Source organism: Tepidisphaeraceae bacterium (genome assembly GCA_035998445.1).
Lineage (GTDB): Bacteria > Planctomycetota > Phycisphaerae > Tepidisphaerales > Tepidisphaeraceae > DASYHQ01.
In genome coordinates this window covers 269,236-283,430 of sequence record DASYHQ010000013.1, presented here as the reverse complement: position 1 = coordinate 283,430, position 14,195 = coordinate 269,236, and the positions used below count along the sequence as shown (strand labels likewise).

General features: G+C 63.9%; 13 protein-coding genes. 9 read left to right on the top strand and 4 right to left on the bottom strand.

Annotation, left to right across the window (positions count from 1 at the left end; genetic code table 11):
- Window positions 1-14: 14 nt before the first annotated feature.
- Complete coding sequence (locus VGN72_04535) at window positions 15-2,003, bottom strand: hypothetical protein (protein ID HEV7298610.1); 1,989 nt, start codon at window positions 2,001-2,003, stop codon at window positions 15-17.
- 139 nt (window positions 2,004-2,142) lie between these two features.
- Between VGN72_04535 and VGN72_04530 the strand changes: the two genes are divergently transcribed.
- Window positions 2,143-2,739 (top strand): DUF4126 domain-containing protein, encoded by a 597-nt coding sequence (locus VGN72_04530; GenBank protein ID HEV7298609.1) that lies wholly within the window; start codon window positions 2,143-2,145, stop codon window positions 2,737-2,739.
- A 596-nt stretch (window positions 2,740-3,335) separates the two neighbouring features.
- On the opposite strand, the gene glmM is transcribed toward VGN72_04530, so the two are convergent.
- Window positions 3,336-4,697 carry a phosphoglucosamine mutase gene (gene glmM, locus VGN72_04525; GenBank protein HEV7298608.1) on the bottom strand — a complete coding sequence of 454 codons (1,362 nt, stop codon included), beginning with the start codon at window positions 4,695-4,697 and terminating at the stop codon, window positions 3,336-3,338.
- Window positions 4,698-5,012: 315 nt separating this feature from the next.
- Between glmM and epsC the strand changes: the two genes are divergently transcribed.
- From epsC to VGN72_04505, 4 genes are all read left to right on the top strand, one after another.
- Entirely contained in the window at window positions 5,013-5,978 is a 966-nt protein-coding gene (epsC, locus tag VGN72_04520; protein ID HEV7298607.1) for a serine O-acetyltransferase EpsC, read from the top strand.
- 182 nt (window positions 5,979-6,160) lie between these two features.
- Complete coding sequence (locus VGN72_04515) at window positions 6,161-6,484, top strand: hypothetical protein (GenBank protein ID HEV7298606.1); 324 nt, start codon at window positions 6,161-6,163, stop codon at window positions 6,482-6,484.
- A 177-nt stretch (window positions 6,485-6,661) separates the two neighbouring features.
- Complete coding sequence (locus VGN72_04510) at window positions 6,662-7,051, top strand: HU family DNA-binding protein (protein HEV7298605.1); 390 nt, start codon at window positions 6,662-6,664, stop codon at window positions 7,049-7,051.
- A 306-nt stretch (window positions 7,052-7,357) separates the two neighbouring features.
- Complete coding sequence (locus VGN72_04505; GenBank protein HEV7298604.1) at window positions 7,358-8,422, top strand: aminotransferase class I/II-fold pyridoxal phosphate-dependent enzyme; 1,065 nt, start codon at window positions 7,358-7,360, stop codon at window positions 8,420-8,422.
- A 101-nt stretch (window positions 8,423-8,523) separates the two neighbouring features.
- On the opposite strand, the gene VGN72_04500 is transcribed toward VGN72_04505, so the two are convergent.
- Together VGN72_04500 and VGN72_04495 are read right to left on the bottom strand one after the other, a co-directional pair.
- A complete protein-coding gene (locus tag VGN72_04500) occupies window positions 8,524-8,823 on the bottom strand; it encodes a hypothetical protein (GenBank protein ID HEV7298603.1) in 300 nt (99 codons plus the stop codon).
- Between the two features lie 218 nt (window positions 8,824-9,041).
- A complete protein-coding gene (locus tag VGN72_04495) occupies window positions 9,042-9,662 on the bottom strand; it encodes a sigma-70 family RNA polymerase sigma factor (GenBank protein HEV7298602.1) in 621 nt (206 codons plus the stop codon).
- A gap of 198 nt (window positions 9,663-9,860) precedes the next feature.
- Here VGN72_04495 and rlmN point away from each other — a divergent pair, with 198 nt between their 5' ends.
- From rlmN to VGN72_04475, 4 genes are read left to right on the top strand one after another with little or no spacing between them, the layout of a single operon-like run.
- Complete coding sequence (gene rlmN / locus VGN72_04490) at window positions 9,861-10,970, top strand: 23S rRNA (adenine(2503)-C(2))-methyltransferase RlmN (protein HEV7298601.1); 1,110 nt, start codon at window positions 9,861-9,863, stop codon at window positions 10,968-10,970.
- Between the two features lie 23 nt (window positions 10,971-10,993).
- Window positions 10,994-11,857, top strand: a complete 864-nt coding sequence (locus tag VGN72_04485; protein HEV7298600.1) for a type II secretion system protein — start codon at window positions 10,994-10,996, stop codon at window positions 11,855-11,857.
- The gene (locus VGN72_04480) at window positions 11,854-13,611 is read left to right on the top strand and encodes a hypothetical protein (GenBank protein HEV7298599.1); all 1,758 of its coding nucleotides are present in this window, start codon (window positions 11,854-11,856) and stop codon (window positions 13,609-13,611) included. Before VGN72_04485 ends, VGN72_04480 begins: the two co-directional genes overlap by 4 nt.
- Window positions 13,612-13,643: 32 nt before the next feature.
- Entirely contained in the window at window positions 13,644-14,153 is a 510-nt protein-coding gene (locus VGN72_04475; protein HEV7298598.1) for a hypothetical protein, read from the top strand.
- Window positions 14,154-14,195: the final 42 nt, after the last annotated feature.

The following is a 14,195-nucleotide window of genomic DNA, read 5'->3' as shown; positions in this document are numbered from 1 at the left end:
GCACTCGCGCTCGCTCAGAAGAAGATCGATGGCACAGGGGCAGCCTTCTCCTCGGTAAGTGCGGTTTGCCCTGAGGCGACGTCGTACATCCGTTCGTGCGTCTGTCTCGCTGCCTGAAGAAACTCGTCGTGCGGCTTGAAGCACGTGTCGACGAAGCCGATGTGATAGTTCTCGCCATCAAAGCGTCCGAGGATCGGCTGGTCGGAATACTGGAAGTAATGTGCGCCAACGCAGGCCGGATGCGCGGCGCACAGTTCGACATACCGCCGGTAGGCCGTGCCACGTTCGGCTTCGGTTGCGACGGCACTGATGCCGTTGCACGGTAGTCCGCGGTCGGTCGACCCGTGGTGAAACTCGCCAATAATGACCGGCCGACCGGTGCGCTTCTCGATCTCCGTCAGCTGTCCGAGCGGTGGCTCGTTGCTGTAGTTGTTAATCGTGAACACGTCGCAGAACGGCGCGACCTCGTAACACAGGTCGGAACTGATCCACGCCCATCGCACGCCCAGGTTCAGGTGATGTGGCAACACCGTGCGGCACGGTTCCATCATGCCGCGTATCCACTGCTGAACGATTTGCCGACTGAACGCGAACAGATCGTCGTACGCCGCCGTGCTGCGCGATTCGGCCCGCCGCCAGGTCTCGTTGATGACCGCGTCGATCGACTTACCCGCGCAATCCCACGCGGCTGCCCAAGCAGCGTCGTCGTTCGCGTAGCGTTCCTTCAGGAACGCCGCCAGTGCTCGCCGTGTGTGGGTGCCGGGGTTCGCCTCCAGCATTTCGCTGGCGAGATTGTGCTTGCCGAAGGCCCAGTCGGGCTCGTTGGTAAGGAAATAGCCGATCAGGTTTGCATCGCCACTGAACTGTTGGAGCCAGCGTGACCATGTAGCGCAGGCCTTGCCGTACGCGGGGTCGAACACGTCAGGCAGGGACCGAAACAGTCGCTTGCCCGTCGTGCTTAAGTGGGGCATCGGAACGACGTACGGCATGCCCGAGGCCCGCGCGAATTCGAGATCGGACCAGTTGGCGACCGTGTTAAAGCCGTACCGCTTCAGCATCGGCACGGTGATGGCCGCCCAATCGGATCGCCAGTTGCCGTCGAAGGCGCGAATGAGGTTCGCGATCGAATGGCTGATGTTCGATTTGCCCGTCCAGGCGTCGCTGAACCGCGAATCACCCTCGGGCGGTAGCCACGCGAAGTTGCGTTCCGTGCCAGGCAGAATGGGCGATGTGGAGTCCGGCCGTACGCAGTCCGGCCCGGCGCTGAAGAATGCGCCGCCCGCAGGGTCCACCAGCCACCAACGGCGCCCGTCTTGGTGCAGGCGAAAGTGGCCCGTCGCTGGAAACGTGATGGTGCTCGAACCACCGAACGCCGTTCGATCAGTCTCCCGTTCGGTGGGCGTGGCCGTAGCGTTGCGGGCAGCGTGAAGATTGCTGACGAGTTCCGACTCGTCAGCCGTCTTACCCGGCCAGGTGCGGTCGGCCCATTGGCCCAGCGGGTCGACCAACACGCGCTCGCACGCGGGACCGTCTTCTGCGCGATCGCTCAGACGAGGCTGCGCGTGGATGCGCAGTCGCAGCGGCGCTGGTGACGGTTCCAACGCGACGACGACCCGATCCACCTCGTCCAGGTTCGTCCGCTTGCCCTGCACGCACGCCTTCAACCGCAACGGCGACCGTGGCAGGAACAATGTCTGCCCGTCGAGTGCCGACAGTGGGAACGCGACCCGCGTGACCACGTGCGGCAACAGCCCGATCCGCGCGAAGATCGTCCGTTCGGTCGTGCCGCGAGCGTAAAACTCCAACAGCAGGGTGGCCGCCACGTCACCCTCGGCTTCAAGGTCGATCACCAGATACGTCGCCTTGGCTAGACCGTGGCGGCCGTTGACGGTGTACGTAACGCCGGATCTCGCCAACCGGTCCACGGGTTCAATCACCTCTGGCAACAAGCGGTCGTGCAGATTGACATGGGACTGGGGGATGAGGTCGGCAACATCGGTCATGGATCTATCCTAACGACAATTCTAGTTTATCGGGTAAGGCGATTGGCATTGGGCCGTCATTTAGCAGGATTGCAACGTTCGAGAGAGGCCCCGCTTTTATAGAGCACCGAGATGGCTCCTTCTCCGCTAAAATCCTCGCATGGACTACCTCACGATGATCTGTGCCGGGCTCGCGCTGGCGGCGGCGTGCGGGTTTCGGGTGTTCGTGCCGTTGCTGGGGATGGGGGCTGCCGTAGCGGGAGGCGTGATCGAACCGTCTTCCGGTTGGGAATGGGTCGGGTCGATGCCCGCGTTGATCGTGCTGGGCGTCGCGACCGCCGTCGAGGTGGCGGCGTACTACGTGCCGTGGGTAGACAACCTGCTCGACACCGTCGCCACACCAGCCGCCATCGGCGCAGGAACGATCGTCGCCGGCGCCGTGCTGCCCATGGACGAACCGTGGGCGAAGTGGACGTTGGCCGCCCTGGGTGGCGGTGGCGTCGCCGGCGTGGTGCAGGCAGGCACGGTCCTCGCCCGTGCCGTCAGCACCGGCACCACCGGCGGCTTCGGCAACTTCACGATCTCGACCGCGGAATGGGTCAGCGCCGTGGTTGCAGTGCTGCTGGCGATCCTCGTTCCCATCGTGGCGGCCGTCCTAATCGTGTTGCTGGTAGTCTTCATCGCCCGCAATGGCCGCCGGGTCATTATGGCATTAACCGGTCGACGAACCGGCGTCGCGACACCGGTCACGACGTAGGCTGGCGGAGGTGCGGATGAGTTGAACGCCAAGCCGCCGAGCCCGCCAAGGCAGGAAACGCCAAGTAAAAGTGCGCCCTCTTCTGTAGGACAGGCATTCCTGCCTGTCTCTCCCCCCATCTTAGTCTCCCCCGTACTCTCTCTGCCTCTCTTCTATGGCACAGGCATTCTTGCCTGTGTTTCTTCTGTCTTCTGTCCTAGAACAGGGCGCACCTTGCCGTAGCGCTCGGGTGCCACAGTTTGGTACTCCAAGCCGTGCTGTAGGATCCACGCAGCCGACACGTCTTGGAGTACCAAACCGTGGCACCCAGAGGACAAGCCGCTACAGGAACAGGTCCCTCGCTTTAAGCGACGCGTGAACATTCTTGTCTGCGACGCGCCGGCGCCGACCGAGCCTTGAAGAAAACAAATCCGGTTGCGCCGATTCCACCTCAATCGCGCTGCGCTAGCGTAGAGATGGATAGCCAGTTCTTTGACAATCGAATAGCCGACGCATCGCACACAACGGCAGCCACCTCACCCTCCCGATGTTGCACAATGGTGCAAAATGGTGCACGTTTTCGCGTTTTGCCTTACCCAAACCGCCGCCGCCATCCTTCAGGCGCGAAGGGCGGTGTCCACCACCCGCTGCACCAGCGCGATTTTTTCATCCGCCAGCGCACGGGTCGGCGCCTCGGCGATGATGCGCATGATCGGTTCCGTGTTGCTTGCGCGGGCGTGCACCCAGGCGTTGGGCCAGTCGATGCGGATGCCGTCCTGGGTGTCGACCTTCTCGCTGGCAAACGCCGCCTTCACGGCCTCCACGGCGCGGGTCGCATCCTCCCGGCGGCACTCGAACTTGGTCTTCACGATCTCGTATCGGGGGATCTCGGCGACGTGCTGGCTCAGCTTCTTATTCGACGCGGCCAGCAGGTCGAGCACGAACCCGATGCCGACCAGACTATCCCGGCCACCCACGATGCGCGTGTCGATCACGCCACCGTTGCCCTCACCACCGATGACGGCGTCGTGCTTCAGCATGGCCTGCACGACGTTCGCCTCGCCGACGCACGACCGCACGACCATGCTGTTGTTCTGGGCCGCGATGTCGTCGAGCATGCGGCTGCTGGACAGGTTCGCCACCGCCACGCCGGGCCGCTTGGCCAGCATGTACTTGGCCGCCAGCGCGAGCGTATATTCCTCACCGATGTACTTGCCGTTCTCGTCGATGATCGCCAATCGGTCGGCGTCGGGGTCCTGGGCAAAGCCGATGTCGGCGCGCTGCTTGCGGACGGCGTCGGCGAGGTCGGTCAGGTTCGCCTCGGTGGGTTCGGGCTCGTGCGGGAACTGGCCGTTGGGCGTGGCGTTCAGGTGGATCAGCTGACATCCCAGCTTGTTCAACAACGTCGCCGTCGCAACACAGCCGGCACCGTTCACGCTGTCCAGCACGACCTTGAATCGCTTCGTCGAGATGCCAAGCACATCGACGCGCTCCAGCACCCGCTTGATGTGCAACGCGTGCGTCTCGGTATTGCGGGCCGGCGGCACGAGCGACGTAACGCGGACGTAGTCGGTCGCGCCGTCGTCGTACAGTTGCTTCAACCGCGCCGCCTCGGCGGGCGGCAACGCGATGCCCTCGGCGTTCAGGAACTTCAGGCCGTTCCACTCGATCGGGTTGTGCGACGCCGTTGCGATGATGGCGGCGTCGGCGTTCAGGTGACGGCACATCATGGCGACGCCGGGCGTGGTCACGATGTCGAGGTCGATCAGCTCGCAGCCACTGGCGATCAGCACCGCAGCGGCGGCATCCCGCACCCAGGCGCCGCTCGGGCGACTATCGCGACCAAACACGATCTTCGGCGCCCGCCGGGCCGGCACGGTCGACTTCGTCCAGACGGCAAACGCCGCCGCCATGCGGGCGACGGTCGCGGGGGTCAGGGTGCCACCGATCGTGCCACGCATGCCTGATACGCCGATCATCAACGCTTCCATGGATCTCCTGAAAAGTTGGGCGGGCAATGTAGCAGAAGTGGTTGGGGGATTCTGCAATGCTGGAGGAGATGAACCGCAGAGGCGCGGAGGACGCGGAGATAGATGGAGAAGAGGAAGCGAAGGTAGAGGATAGAGGAATCAAAATGGCGAAGGCAGCCCGTGCCTCTGTGGATCCTCCTCTTCTCCCTCTGTCTCCGCGCTCTCCGCGTCTCTGCGGCTACCTCTTTCTTTGACCACGAACGCCGTGCCCACCGGCTCCCGTTTGCCGGTTGAATTCGGTGGGCGTATGCTTGGGCGAGCCTTATGGATCGCCAGCAACTGAACCAACGTCTGTCGCAGGTCGTCGAGAGCATCGTCGAGTCGGCCCGGTCGTTGCCGGGGTTGACGCACCTCGACAGCGTGCTGCTGCCGAACCGCGACAAGGTGATCGAGATCGTCGATCGGCTGCGCGAGCTCGTCTTTCCCGGATACTTCGGCAAGCAGGGCCTGACGAAGGAAAGCGTTCAGTTCCGCCTCGGCGAGCTGACGCTGGAGATCGCCGACATGCTGTACGAGCAGATCCGCAGGTGTCTGCGCTACCGCAAGCGAATCCCGGACGGCGTGATGGACGAGGACTGCCGTGAGTGCGACCAGGCGGCCGCCGAGTTCACGCATGCATTTTTGATGCGCGTCCCCCAGGTTCGCGAGCTGCTGGCCGCCGACGTGCAGGCGGCGTACGACTCCGACCCGGCGGCCAAGGGGACCGACGAGACGATCTTCTGCTACCCCGGCATGTTCGCGATCTTCGTCCAGCGGCTGGCGCACGAGCTGTACACGATGAACGTGCCGCTGCTGCCACGCATTATGACCGAGTACGCGCACAGCCTGACGGGCATCGACATCCATCCCGGCGCCACGCTCGGCCGGAGTTTCTTCATCGACCACGGCACGGGCGTGGTGATCGGTGAGACCTGCAGCATCGGCAACAACGTGAAGATCTACCAGGGCGTAACGCTGGGCGCGCTGGCGCCCGACCGGCACGTGGAAGAGTTCCGCACGCGCAAACGGCACCCGACGATCGAGGACGACGTGATCATCTACGCGGGCGCCACAATCCTGGGTGGCGATACGGTGATCGGCAAAGGCGCGTTGATCGGCGGCAACGTCTTCATCACCGCCACCGTGCCACCGTTCAACCGCGTGACCGCCGACCCACCGAAGCTGAAGTACCGGGAACGCCGGCAGCGGTCGGGGGGCGTGAAGGAGTTCGCGCCGGACTTTCAGATTTGAGTTCGCGAATCCCGCCCGCATCAGCGCGTGCGATGATGCCTGCCGGCAACGCCGCCTGTTGCCTTTTCGCATCATCCGGATTGAACCAGAAGCAAGATTCGTCGGCCGACCCCAATGCAAGGCAGCCACGTCACTTGCAGCAAGCTGAGCGTTATTGGCACTGGATTTGAAGTGATGTTGGCATGCGTTCGCTTGCCGTCATCCTGTCGTTGGGCTTGATCACTGGTTGCGCGTCCCACCGGGATAAAACCACCGCGCCACCGCCTCCCGTTGCCCAACTGAGCCAGCCGAGCGCGGCGTTGGCGTTCGACGTGCCGGGGATGCAACCGCTTCCCGAGTATGTCTTTGCGCGAGATTTGCGGCAACACGCCGCCTATGTCGGGTTCGATACGGCCATCACGACCTACGCCTACGTCCGCACCGATGATCGCCAGTACATCTACGACCGGTTTACCGACTTCGAACGCCAAGCCGTCTCCGCAAAAATGTGGGTCTCGACCCGTTGATCTGCGGGGTTAATGCTTTAACGGAACCGGCCACTTTAACGGCCCGTTAGCTCGTCCAATTGCATTCCGAACCACTTCAGTTGATTCAACTTGTCGACACCCCTTGCATTGTCGGGCGCAAATGGCATAGTAACTGTGGGTCCATAAACGTGTTATCTCTCTCGGGGAGGCCCAGCAATGGCCACCGTTACGAAGAAAGAACTGATCGATCGTATCGCCACTCGTACTGCGCTGAAGCGCGTGCAAGTGAAGCGCGTGGTGCAGCAGTTTCTCGACTCGGTCGTGAGCGAGTTGGGCAAGGGCAACCGTCTTGAGTTCCGCGACTTCGGCGTCTTCGAGACGCGCGTGCGCAAGGCACGCAAGGCGCAGAACCCCAAGACGCTCGAGCCCGTCACCGTTCCCGAGAAGCGCACCGTGAAGTTCAAGGTCGGCCGGCTGATGAAGCAACGGCTCACCGAGATCGGTGGCGTCCCCATCGACGACGAAGCCCCCGACGTCGCCGAGATGGCGGAGGTTGACGACGACGATGATGACGACGAGGACGAGACGAACGGCAAGGCCGTCTGATCTCGTGGTTCGTCACCACGCGTCTCAAATTATCGCGCGACTCAAGTGCGCTTCCGACTCCCATAGCCACCGGCTTGCCGGTGGTCTTCTTTTTTGCATGGGTTAACCCTCACAAGATCACGCGGCGCAACTAGGTCTAATTGAACGTAATTCATCCGATTTCTCGCGTAATCTCAGATGATTTCCCCCGACTGGATCCATGCCCTTCAAGCCGCCCGCGAACGGCGCGCGATTGAGAAGCGAGACCGGGCGCGGACGACCGTTGCGCCAACGAGCGCTGTTCACGTCACGCGCCGTGGCCGCCCTTTGATCGATTTCTCGTCGAACAATTATCTCGGTCTGACGCACCATCCGCAGATCGCCACCGCGATGAGGGCCGCGATCGACCGGGTCGGCGCCGGCGCGGGGGCGGCCGGGCTGATCAGTGGCCACACGGTATTCCACGAGCGCGCCGAGTCCGCCATCGCCAACTGGAAGGGCACCGCCGGCGCAGTGCTGTTGCCCAGCGGCTACCAGGCCAACCACGCCGCGGTGCAGGCGCTGGCCGCGATCGGGCGCGACACCGGTGGCGTGCGGTTCCTGCTCGACAAGCTGTGTCACGCCTCGCTCATCGACGCCGTCCGCGGCAGCGGCGCGGAGTACCGCGTCTTCCCGCACAACGGTGTCGACAAACTGTCGCGCTTGCTTGCGGATCGCCCCGCTGGGCAGCTTCAGGTCGTCGTTACCGAATCGATCTTCAGCATGGACGGCGACGCCGCCGATCTGCGGGCGATTGCGTCGCTGAAGGATTCGCACGACTTCCTACTTCTAGTCGACGATGCGCATGGTGGCGGTGTGTACGGTGAAGGTGGGGCGGGACTAGCAAGTGAACTGGGCGTCGCGGCGGCGGTGGACCTGACGGTGACCACCTTCTCGAAGGCGGCGGGTGTGGCGGGTGGGGCGGTTTGTGGGTCGCAGGAACTGTGCGATGCCGTCATCAACCATGGTCGCGGGTACATCTACTCGACGGCGGTTCCCGCGGTTATCGCGGTGGGAGTCGAAGCGGCCATCGACGTGATGCGACGCGAGCCCGATCGGGCGACGCGGGTTCGACAGTTAGCACGCCGGGTTCGAGACGAGCTCGGCATCGCGGGCGCATCGCCGATCGATTCACCCATCGTGCCGATCTTGCTGGGAACAGAAGAGTCCGCTTTGACCGCGGCTGCACAGTTGGAGTCGGTGGGCTTGCTGGTGGTGGCGGTGCGGCCACCCACCGTGCCGAAGGGGGGCAGTCGGTTGCGCGTCACGCTCTCAAGCGCCCACTCCGATGCGGAAGTTCGGCAGTTGATCGACGCGGTTCGAGCAGTAAGAGAACGTCCCTCCGCTACATAGCCACCGGCTTGCCGGTGATCTTCGACCGGGTGCAGGAAGAACATCGGCAAGCCGGTGGCTATGTAGGGAGGGACGCTTATCTTGGGAGAACAGAGGATGAACTAAGCCAGAGGCTGGTTCAACCCGTACAGCACGGATTCGGACGGCACCGTAGGCTTGCCCGCGGGGGCGCTGTTGATCCGCTGCATCGTGCGGGCGACGAGGTCGCTCGAGGGCTCTTGGGCCGGCATCGCGTTCAGCAGACCCAGCACGTCGCGCACGCGGCGCAACCGTAGGCGGAACTCATCGGCGCTTGGTGGTGCGAAACCGGCCCGGCCACTGCCGACCGCGTCGGGCGACAGCTGCTGATCCAGAACCATATCAACGGCACGGCGGTCTTCGTCAGACAGTTTACGACTCATGGGAATTCCCCGTAAGGCCACTCGGTCGGCAGCAACGTAACAGCCGATCGAAAAGTGGGCAACGTCTAATCGTCGCGACCCGCAAACCGTTCAAGCACAGTTGCTCCCGTCACGACATGGCTTCTTACGTGGGGGTAATCACTAATGTTTCGAGAAAAAATGGAAGCGCTCCGATATATCGCGAAAACTATCGGAACGGCCACCGAGTGTGACGTGGATTACTGTTGGCCCGACGGCCGACGTTCCTTTTCGGTCGCGGCGCGGTAGCGATCGGCGAAATGGGCGACGGCGGCATGCAGGCGGCTCTTCACCGTGCCCAGCGGTACGTCCAGAATCTCGCCGATCTGCTTGTACGGAAACTGGTGGAAGTACGACAACAGCAGGATCTCGCGCAGATGCTCGGGCATCTGCATCACCGTCTTCTGCACCAGCTGCTGCAGTTCCTCACGTTCCATCGGTTCTGATGGCAGCTCGCCGGTGGCCTGCATCAGGTCCAGGAACTCGCCACTGTCGTCATCACCCCGGCCAATGCTGGCCTGAAGCGGGCTGGTGGGCCGGCGCGCGTTGGAACGCAGCAGATCGCGGGCCTTATTGGCGGCGATGGTGAACAGCCACGGACGGAATCGGCGTTGGGGGTCAAACTGCTCGGCCGACTGGTGGACCTGTAAGAAGCTCTCCTGAAACACGTCCTCGGCCGCGGCGCGATCGCCAAGGAAGCGAACGAGGAAGTGGAACAGCTCGCGTTGGTAGCGACCGACCAGCAGCGCAAAGCTGGCCTTGTTTCCCTCGCGATACTCGGCCAGCAGCTGCTCGTCTGGCTGCTCTTGGCGCGGCGTCATGTTTGTGCCGAGAATAGACATGATACGTCGTTTCGGTTGCGTCCGTGCGATCGACCCATGGACCATGGTAACAAGGGCAATTGCGTCCTTCCAGCTAAGCAGTTACCGTAAATCCCGTCAATCGGAAAACGGCTCGACGGACGGAAATCGCTTCCGATTTCCGTCGCCGATCGTCCGCCGATGGACGTATTACATTCTATGGCTTCGAACGACATCAATCATCCCGTAACCGTCACCCCGGCTCCATTTTTCGGACTGAACGCCCGCGACCTCGACGCCGCCGTCACCGCGGCCGGGTTTCCGAAGTTCCGGGCTGAACAGTTGCGCGACTGGGTCTACCGCAAGAACGTCATCGATCCGCCCCTCATGACCAACTTCTCGGTGCTCGATCGCGGGCGCATCGGGCAGATGTTCGCGTTCCTGCGATCGACGATCACGCGCGACCAGATCAGCGACGACGGCACGCGCAAGCTGCTGCTCACCTGGGCCGACAACAGCGTCGCCGAGACGGTGATGATTCCCGACGACGATCGCCGCACCGCCTGTGTGAGCTCGCAGGTGGGTTGCCCGGTCGGATGTAAGTTTTGCGCCAGCGGGGTCAACGGTGTGAAGGGCAACCTGTCGGCCGACCAGATCGTCGAGCAGATTGTTACCTTCAACCAGTTGATGAAGCCGCGAAACGAACACATCACCAACGTCGTCTTCATGGGCATGGGTGAGCCGCTGGCCAACTACAACGCCGTGATGAAGGCGATCCGCGTGCTGCACGACCCCAAGGGCCTGAACATGGGCGCCCGGCGGATCACCATCAGCACGGTGGGCGTGCCCAGCCGCATGCGCGATCTGGCCAACGAGGAACTGCCGATCAACCTCGCGATCTCGCTGCACGCGCCCAACGAGAAGCTGCGGCGGGAGCTCATCCCCTGGGCCGAGCACTTCGCGATCGACGAGATCCTGGACGCGGCGCGCTACTACTTCCAGCAGACCGGCCGCGAGATCACGCTCGAGTACATCCTGCTGGCCGGCGTGAACGATCGGCCGGAACACGCGCGACAGCTGGCGACCGTTTGCAAGTCGCTGCGCGCCAACGTGAACCTCATCCGCTACAACGAGGTGCAGGGCCTGCCGTTCCAGCGGCCCGACGCGGACGACGTGGTGAACTTCCAGAACATCCTGCGGCATAACGGCGTGAACACGCACGTGCGCAAGAGCCGCGGGCGCGACATCGACGCCGCCTGCGGTCAGCTGCGCCGTAAGAACGAACAAGCAGCCGGTGGCGAACTGGTGACACTGGGGGCAGGGGCGTGAAGGAGCGGTTGCGGATGCAGGATATGTCGTCGCGCTACGCTCGCCATGGTGGGCGGCGGGCGTTCACGTTGTTGGAAGCGGTGGTGATCCTGGCGATCCTCGGGATCCTGGCCAGCATCTTCGTGCCGTACGTGCTGAACGTGCGCGAGATGAACAACCGCGTGCGCTGTGCCGAGAACTTTCGCCTGATCAAGTTGGCGCTGGACCAGTACGGGCGCGAGAACCGGAATGAGTATCCGTCGGTTCGCCACGACGTTGACAAGCCCGGTTGGACCGCCTTCACCGGTGGCAACGTCGAGACCGATCCGTTCGCCGAAGGCTCTGCCGTTGCCGCCGACGACGTGACGGCGTCGCTCTACCTGCTGGTGCGCGGTGGCATGGCCGACCCGAAGCTGTTCATCTGCCCCAGCGTCGACCGCGCCGCCGCGGCCGCCAGCTTCAACCCACGGCTGGGGAACTTCAGCTCGCGCGATGCGTTAACCTACTCGTACGCCACGCCGTTCTCGTCGCTGCCCGAGTATCACCTCAACAGCGACCGCGTACGGGCCGAGTTCGCCCTGATGGCCGACATGAACCCGGGCACCGCCGGTTCCAACAACGTCACCACCGTGCGCTATGAAGATGGGCCAGCGTTACGGTCGATGGGCAACTCGCTCAACCACGGCCAAGCGGGACAGAACGTGCTTTTTGGCGACGGCCACGTCGAGTGGTCGCTGACCCAGTTTTGCGGCGTGAACAATGACAACATTTATACCGCGCTGCAGGCCTCACCCGTGCCGCCCGGCGCGGTTGTGCCGCCGACGCTGCCCGGCGTGCTGAGCACCGGCGTGGGGCCGGCGTGGTATTCCGACAGTGTCCTCGTGCCGACGGCAACCGAACCCCAATGAACGACGACGTCAGTAAAACACGCGTCGTCCTTGCCTTGGTCGCGCCGTTCCTGGTGGCGATCTGCGCGTTCGCGATCGGCATCAATTGGGGACTGCCCTCGCGTGCCGACGACGAGTTCCTGTTCGCCTCGCGCGAGCCGTGGACCGGCGCCGAGATCATCGCGCTCACCGGCGGCTGGGACGCCGCCGGCCAGGCCAGCGATCATGACGTCAACCCGCTCGCCAACCGCGATGCGCCGGTGGTCGTCAACGCGACCGACGCCCAACGTGCCGAGATCGTCCAGCGGTACCGCTTGTACTCGCACCAGCCCGACGAAATGCTGACGCTGCGCGCGTTGGGCCAGATGCGCCCGGGACAGATGCAGCTCGACCCGCGCATGTACCAGTACGGCGGGCTGTGGGTCTACCCGATCGGCGCGCTGCTGAAGTTCGGGGAAGAAATGGGTCTGCTGACGGTGCGCGGCGACGTCGCGCACTATCTCGATCATCCCGAACAGTTCGGCCGGTTCTACATCGTGATGCGCGCCTACTCGGCACTGTGGGGCCTGGCTGGCGTGGCGGCGGTCATGCTGATCCTGAGAAAGATGAGCGGTTCGCTGCTGACCGTGTCGCTCGGTGGGATCGCGTTCGCCTGCATGCCGGTGGTGGTGAACATGGCCCACGAGGGCAAGCCCCACCTGGCCGGCGCGGTGCTGCTGCTGTGGACGTCGCTCGCCGCGGCGGCGTACGTGCGCAACGGCTCGTCGCGCCGCGCGATCGCTGCCGGCGCACTTTGGGGTGCGGCCACGGGGATGGTGCTGCTCTCGCTGCCGGGCATCGTCATCCTGCTGCTCATGATCGCGCTGCGGCCGCAGTCACTCATGCGGCGCGTCGGCCACCTCGTGCTGGCATTGGGGGCGGGCGCGTTGGTCTACGGCATCAGCAACCCGTACGTCGTGATGAACGCGATGCAGGGTTCCAGCGTGCTCAGTTCGAACATGACCGCCCACGGCAACTTCTATCAGGTGGGGCAGGTGGTGCGGGGCCTGTTCAACGGGATCGACCTGCTGGCCGAGGGATCGAGCCTTGCCGTGGCGGTGATCGGTGGCATTGCGGCCGTGGTTGGGGTGCTGCGCATGGCCCGCACGCCGGGCGCTGCGGTCGATTTTCCACGCAAGGCGCTGGCGATCCTGCTGGCGGCGCCGGCGCTTCTGGTGCTGGCCCAGTTCGTGCTGCTGGGGGCCGGCAAGCCGGGCGAGTACGGCCGGTTTGCAATCCTGCCCTGCGTGGCGCTGCTGATCGCAGCGCTCGGGGGCCTGCGGAACTGGATCAAACTGCCGCGCACGCGTCGCATTGCGGGCATCGCGCTGGTGGCCTGGGTCGTGGCGGCGGGGGCGATCTACATCAAGAACTTCGCGCGTGACACCGGCCGCAGCGACACGCGCACCGAGGCGGCCCGCACGCTGGAGATGTGGGCCGACCGTGGCAGAACCCGAATGGCGATCTTCGATGAGCCGGCACCGTACAGCATGCCACCGGTCGATCTGTTCTGCTGGGTGCTGTTGTTGCAGCCGGTCGACCGCCCGGTGCCACCGGCCGTTGCCGAATTCGACGCGATCGTGAAGGCGGTCGATCGGTTGAACGAGCCACCGACGGAATTCGTCTCCTGGAGCCCCGACGCCGCGATTCAGTTGCTGCCGTCGCGCATCAGCTGGGCCAACAAGCCAATCGACCTGTTCGTGCCCTCGAACGTCAGCGATCGAGAAACGAACTAACCAAAATCGGCGATCCGCGGTATCCTGTTGCCATGGTACTCGCGCAAACCGAAGCCGCTCCGATCTACACGATCATCACGACCGATGGCATCACGATCGCCATCGTGGCGTTCCTGTTCGCGTGTTTCGTCTTTCCCAGCACCATCAAGAACCGCCCGCAGTTCTACGCGGCGTTCTACCTCACGCTGGGCATCGTCCTGCTGACGACGCTGCGCCTCATGATGTATCAGGCCGTCGGGCTTTACGTCGTGTTCGGCGTGCTGACGGGGCTGGCGCAGGTGGGCGCGATCCTGCTGCTGTTCATGTCCGCCGGAGGCATGTCGCTCGGGCAGCTGAGCGACGAACTGAAGGGGACGTACGAGGTGATTCGACGCGGCGAAACCGAGAAGGAAGTGATCGTCCCGATCGGCCGCGACAAGGCCCGCAACCGTGACGTGGATGACGACGATGACGACGACACCGGCCGCACCGTGCACGTCATCAACACGCCAACGCCACCCCCCAGCCGGCCAGACCGCAGCGGGCCGGTGCCGCTGGAATAGGGCGGCTGCTGGTGATGGATGAGCGGCCAAGGGCAACCCGGC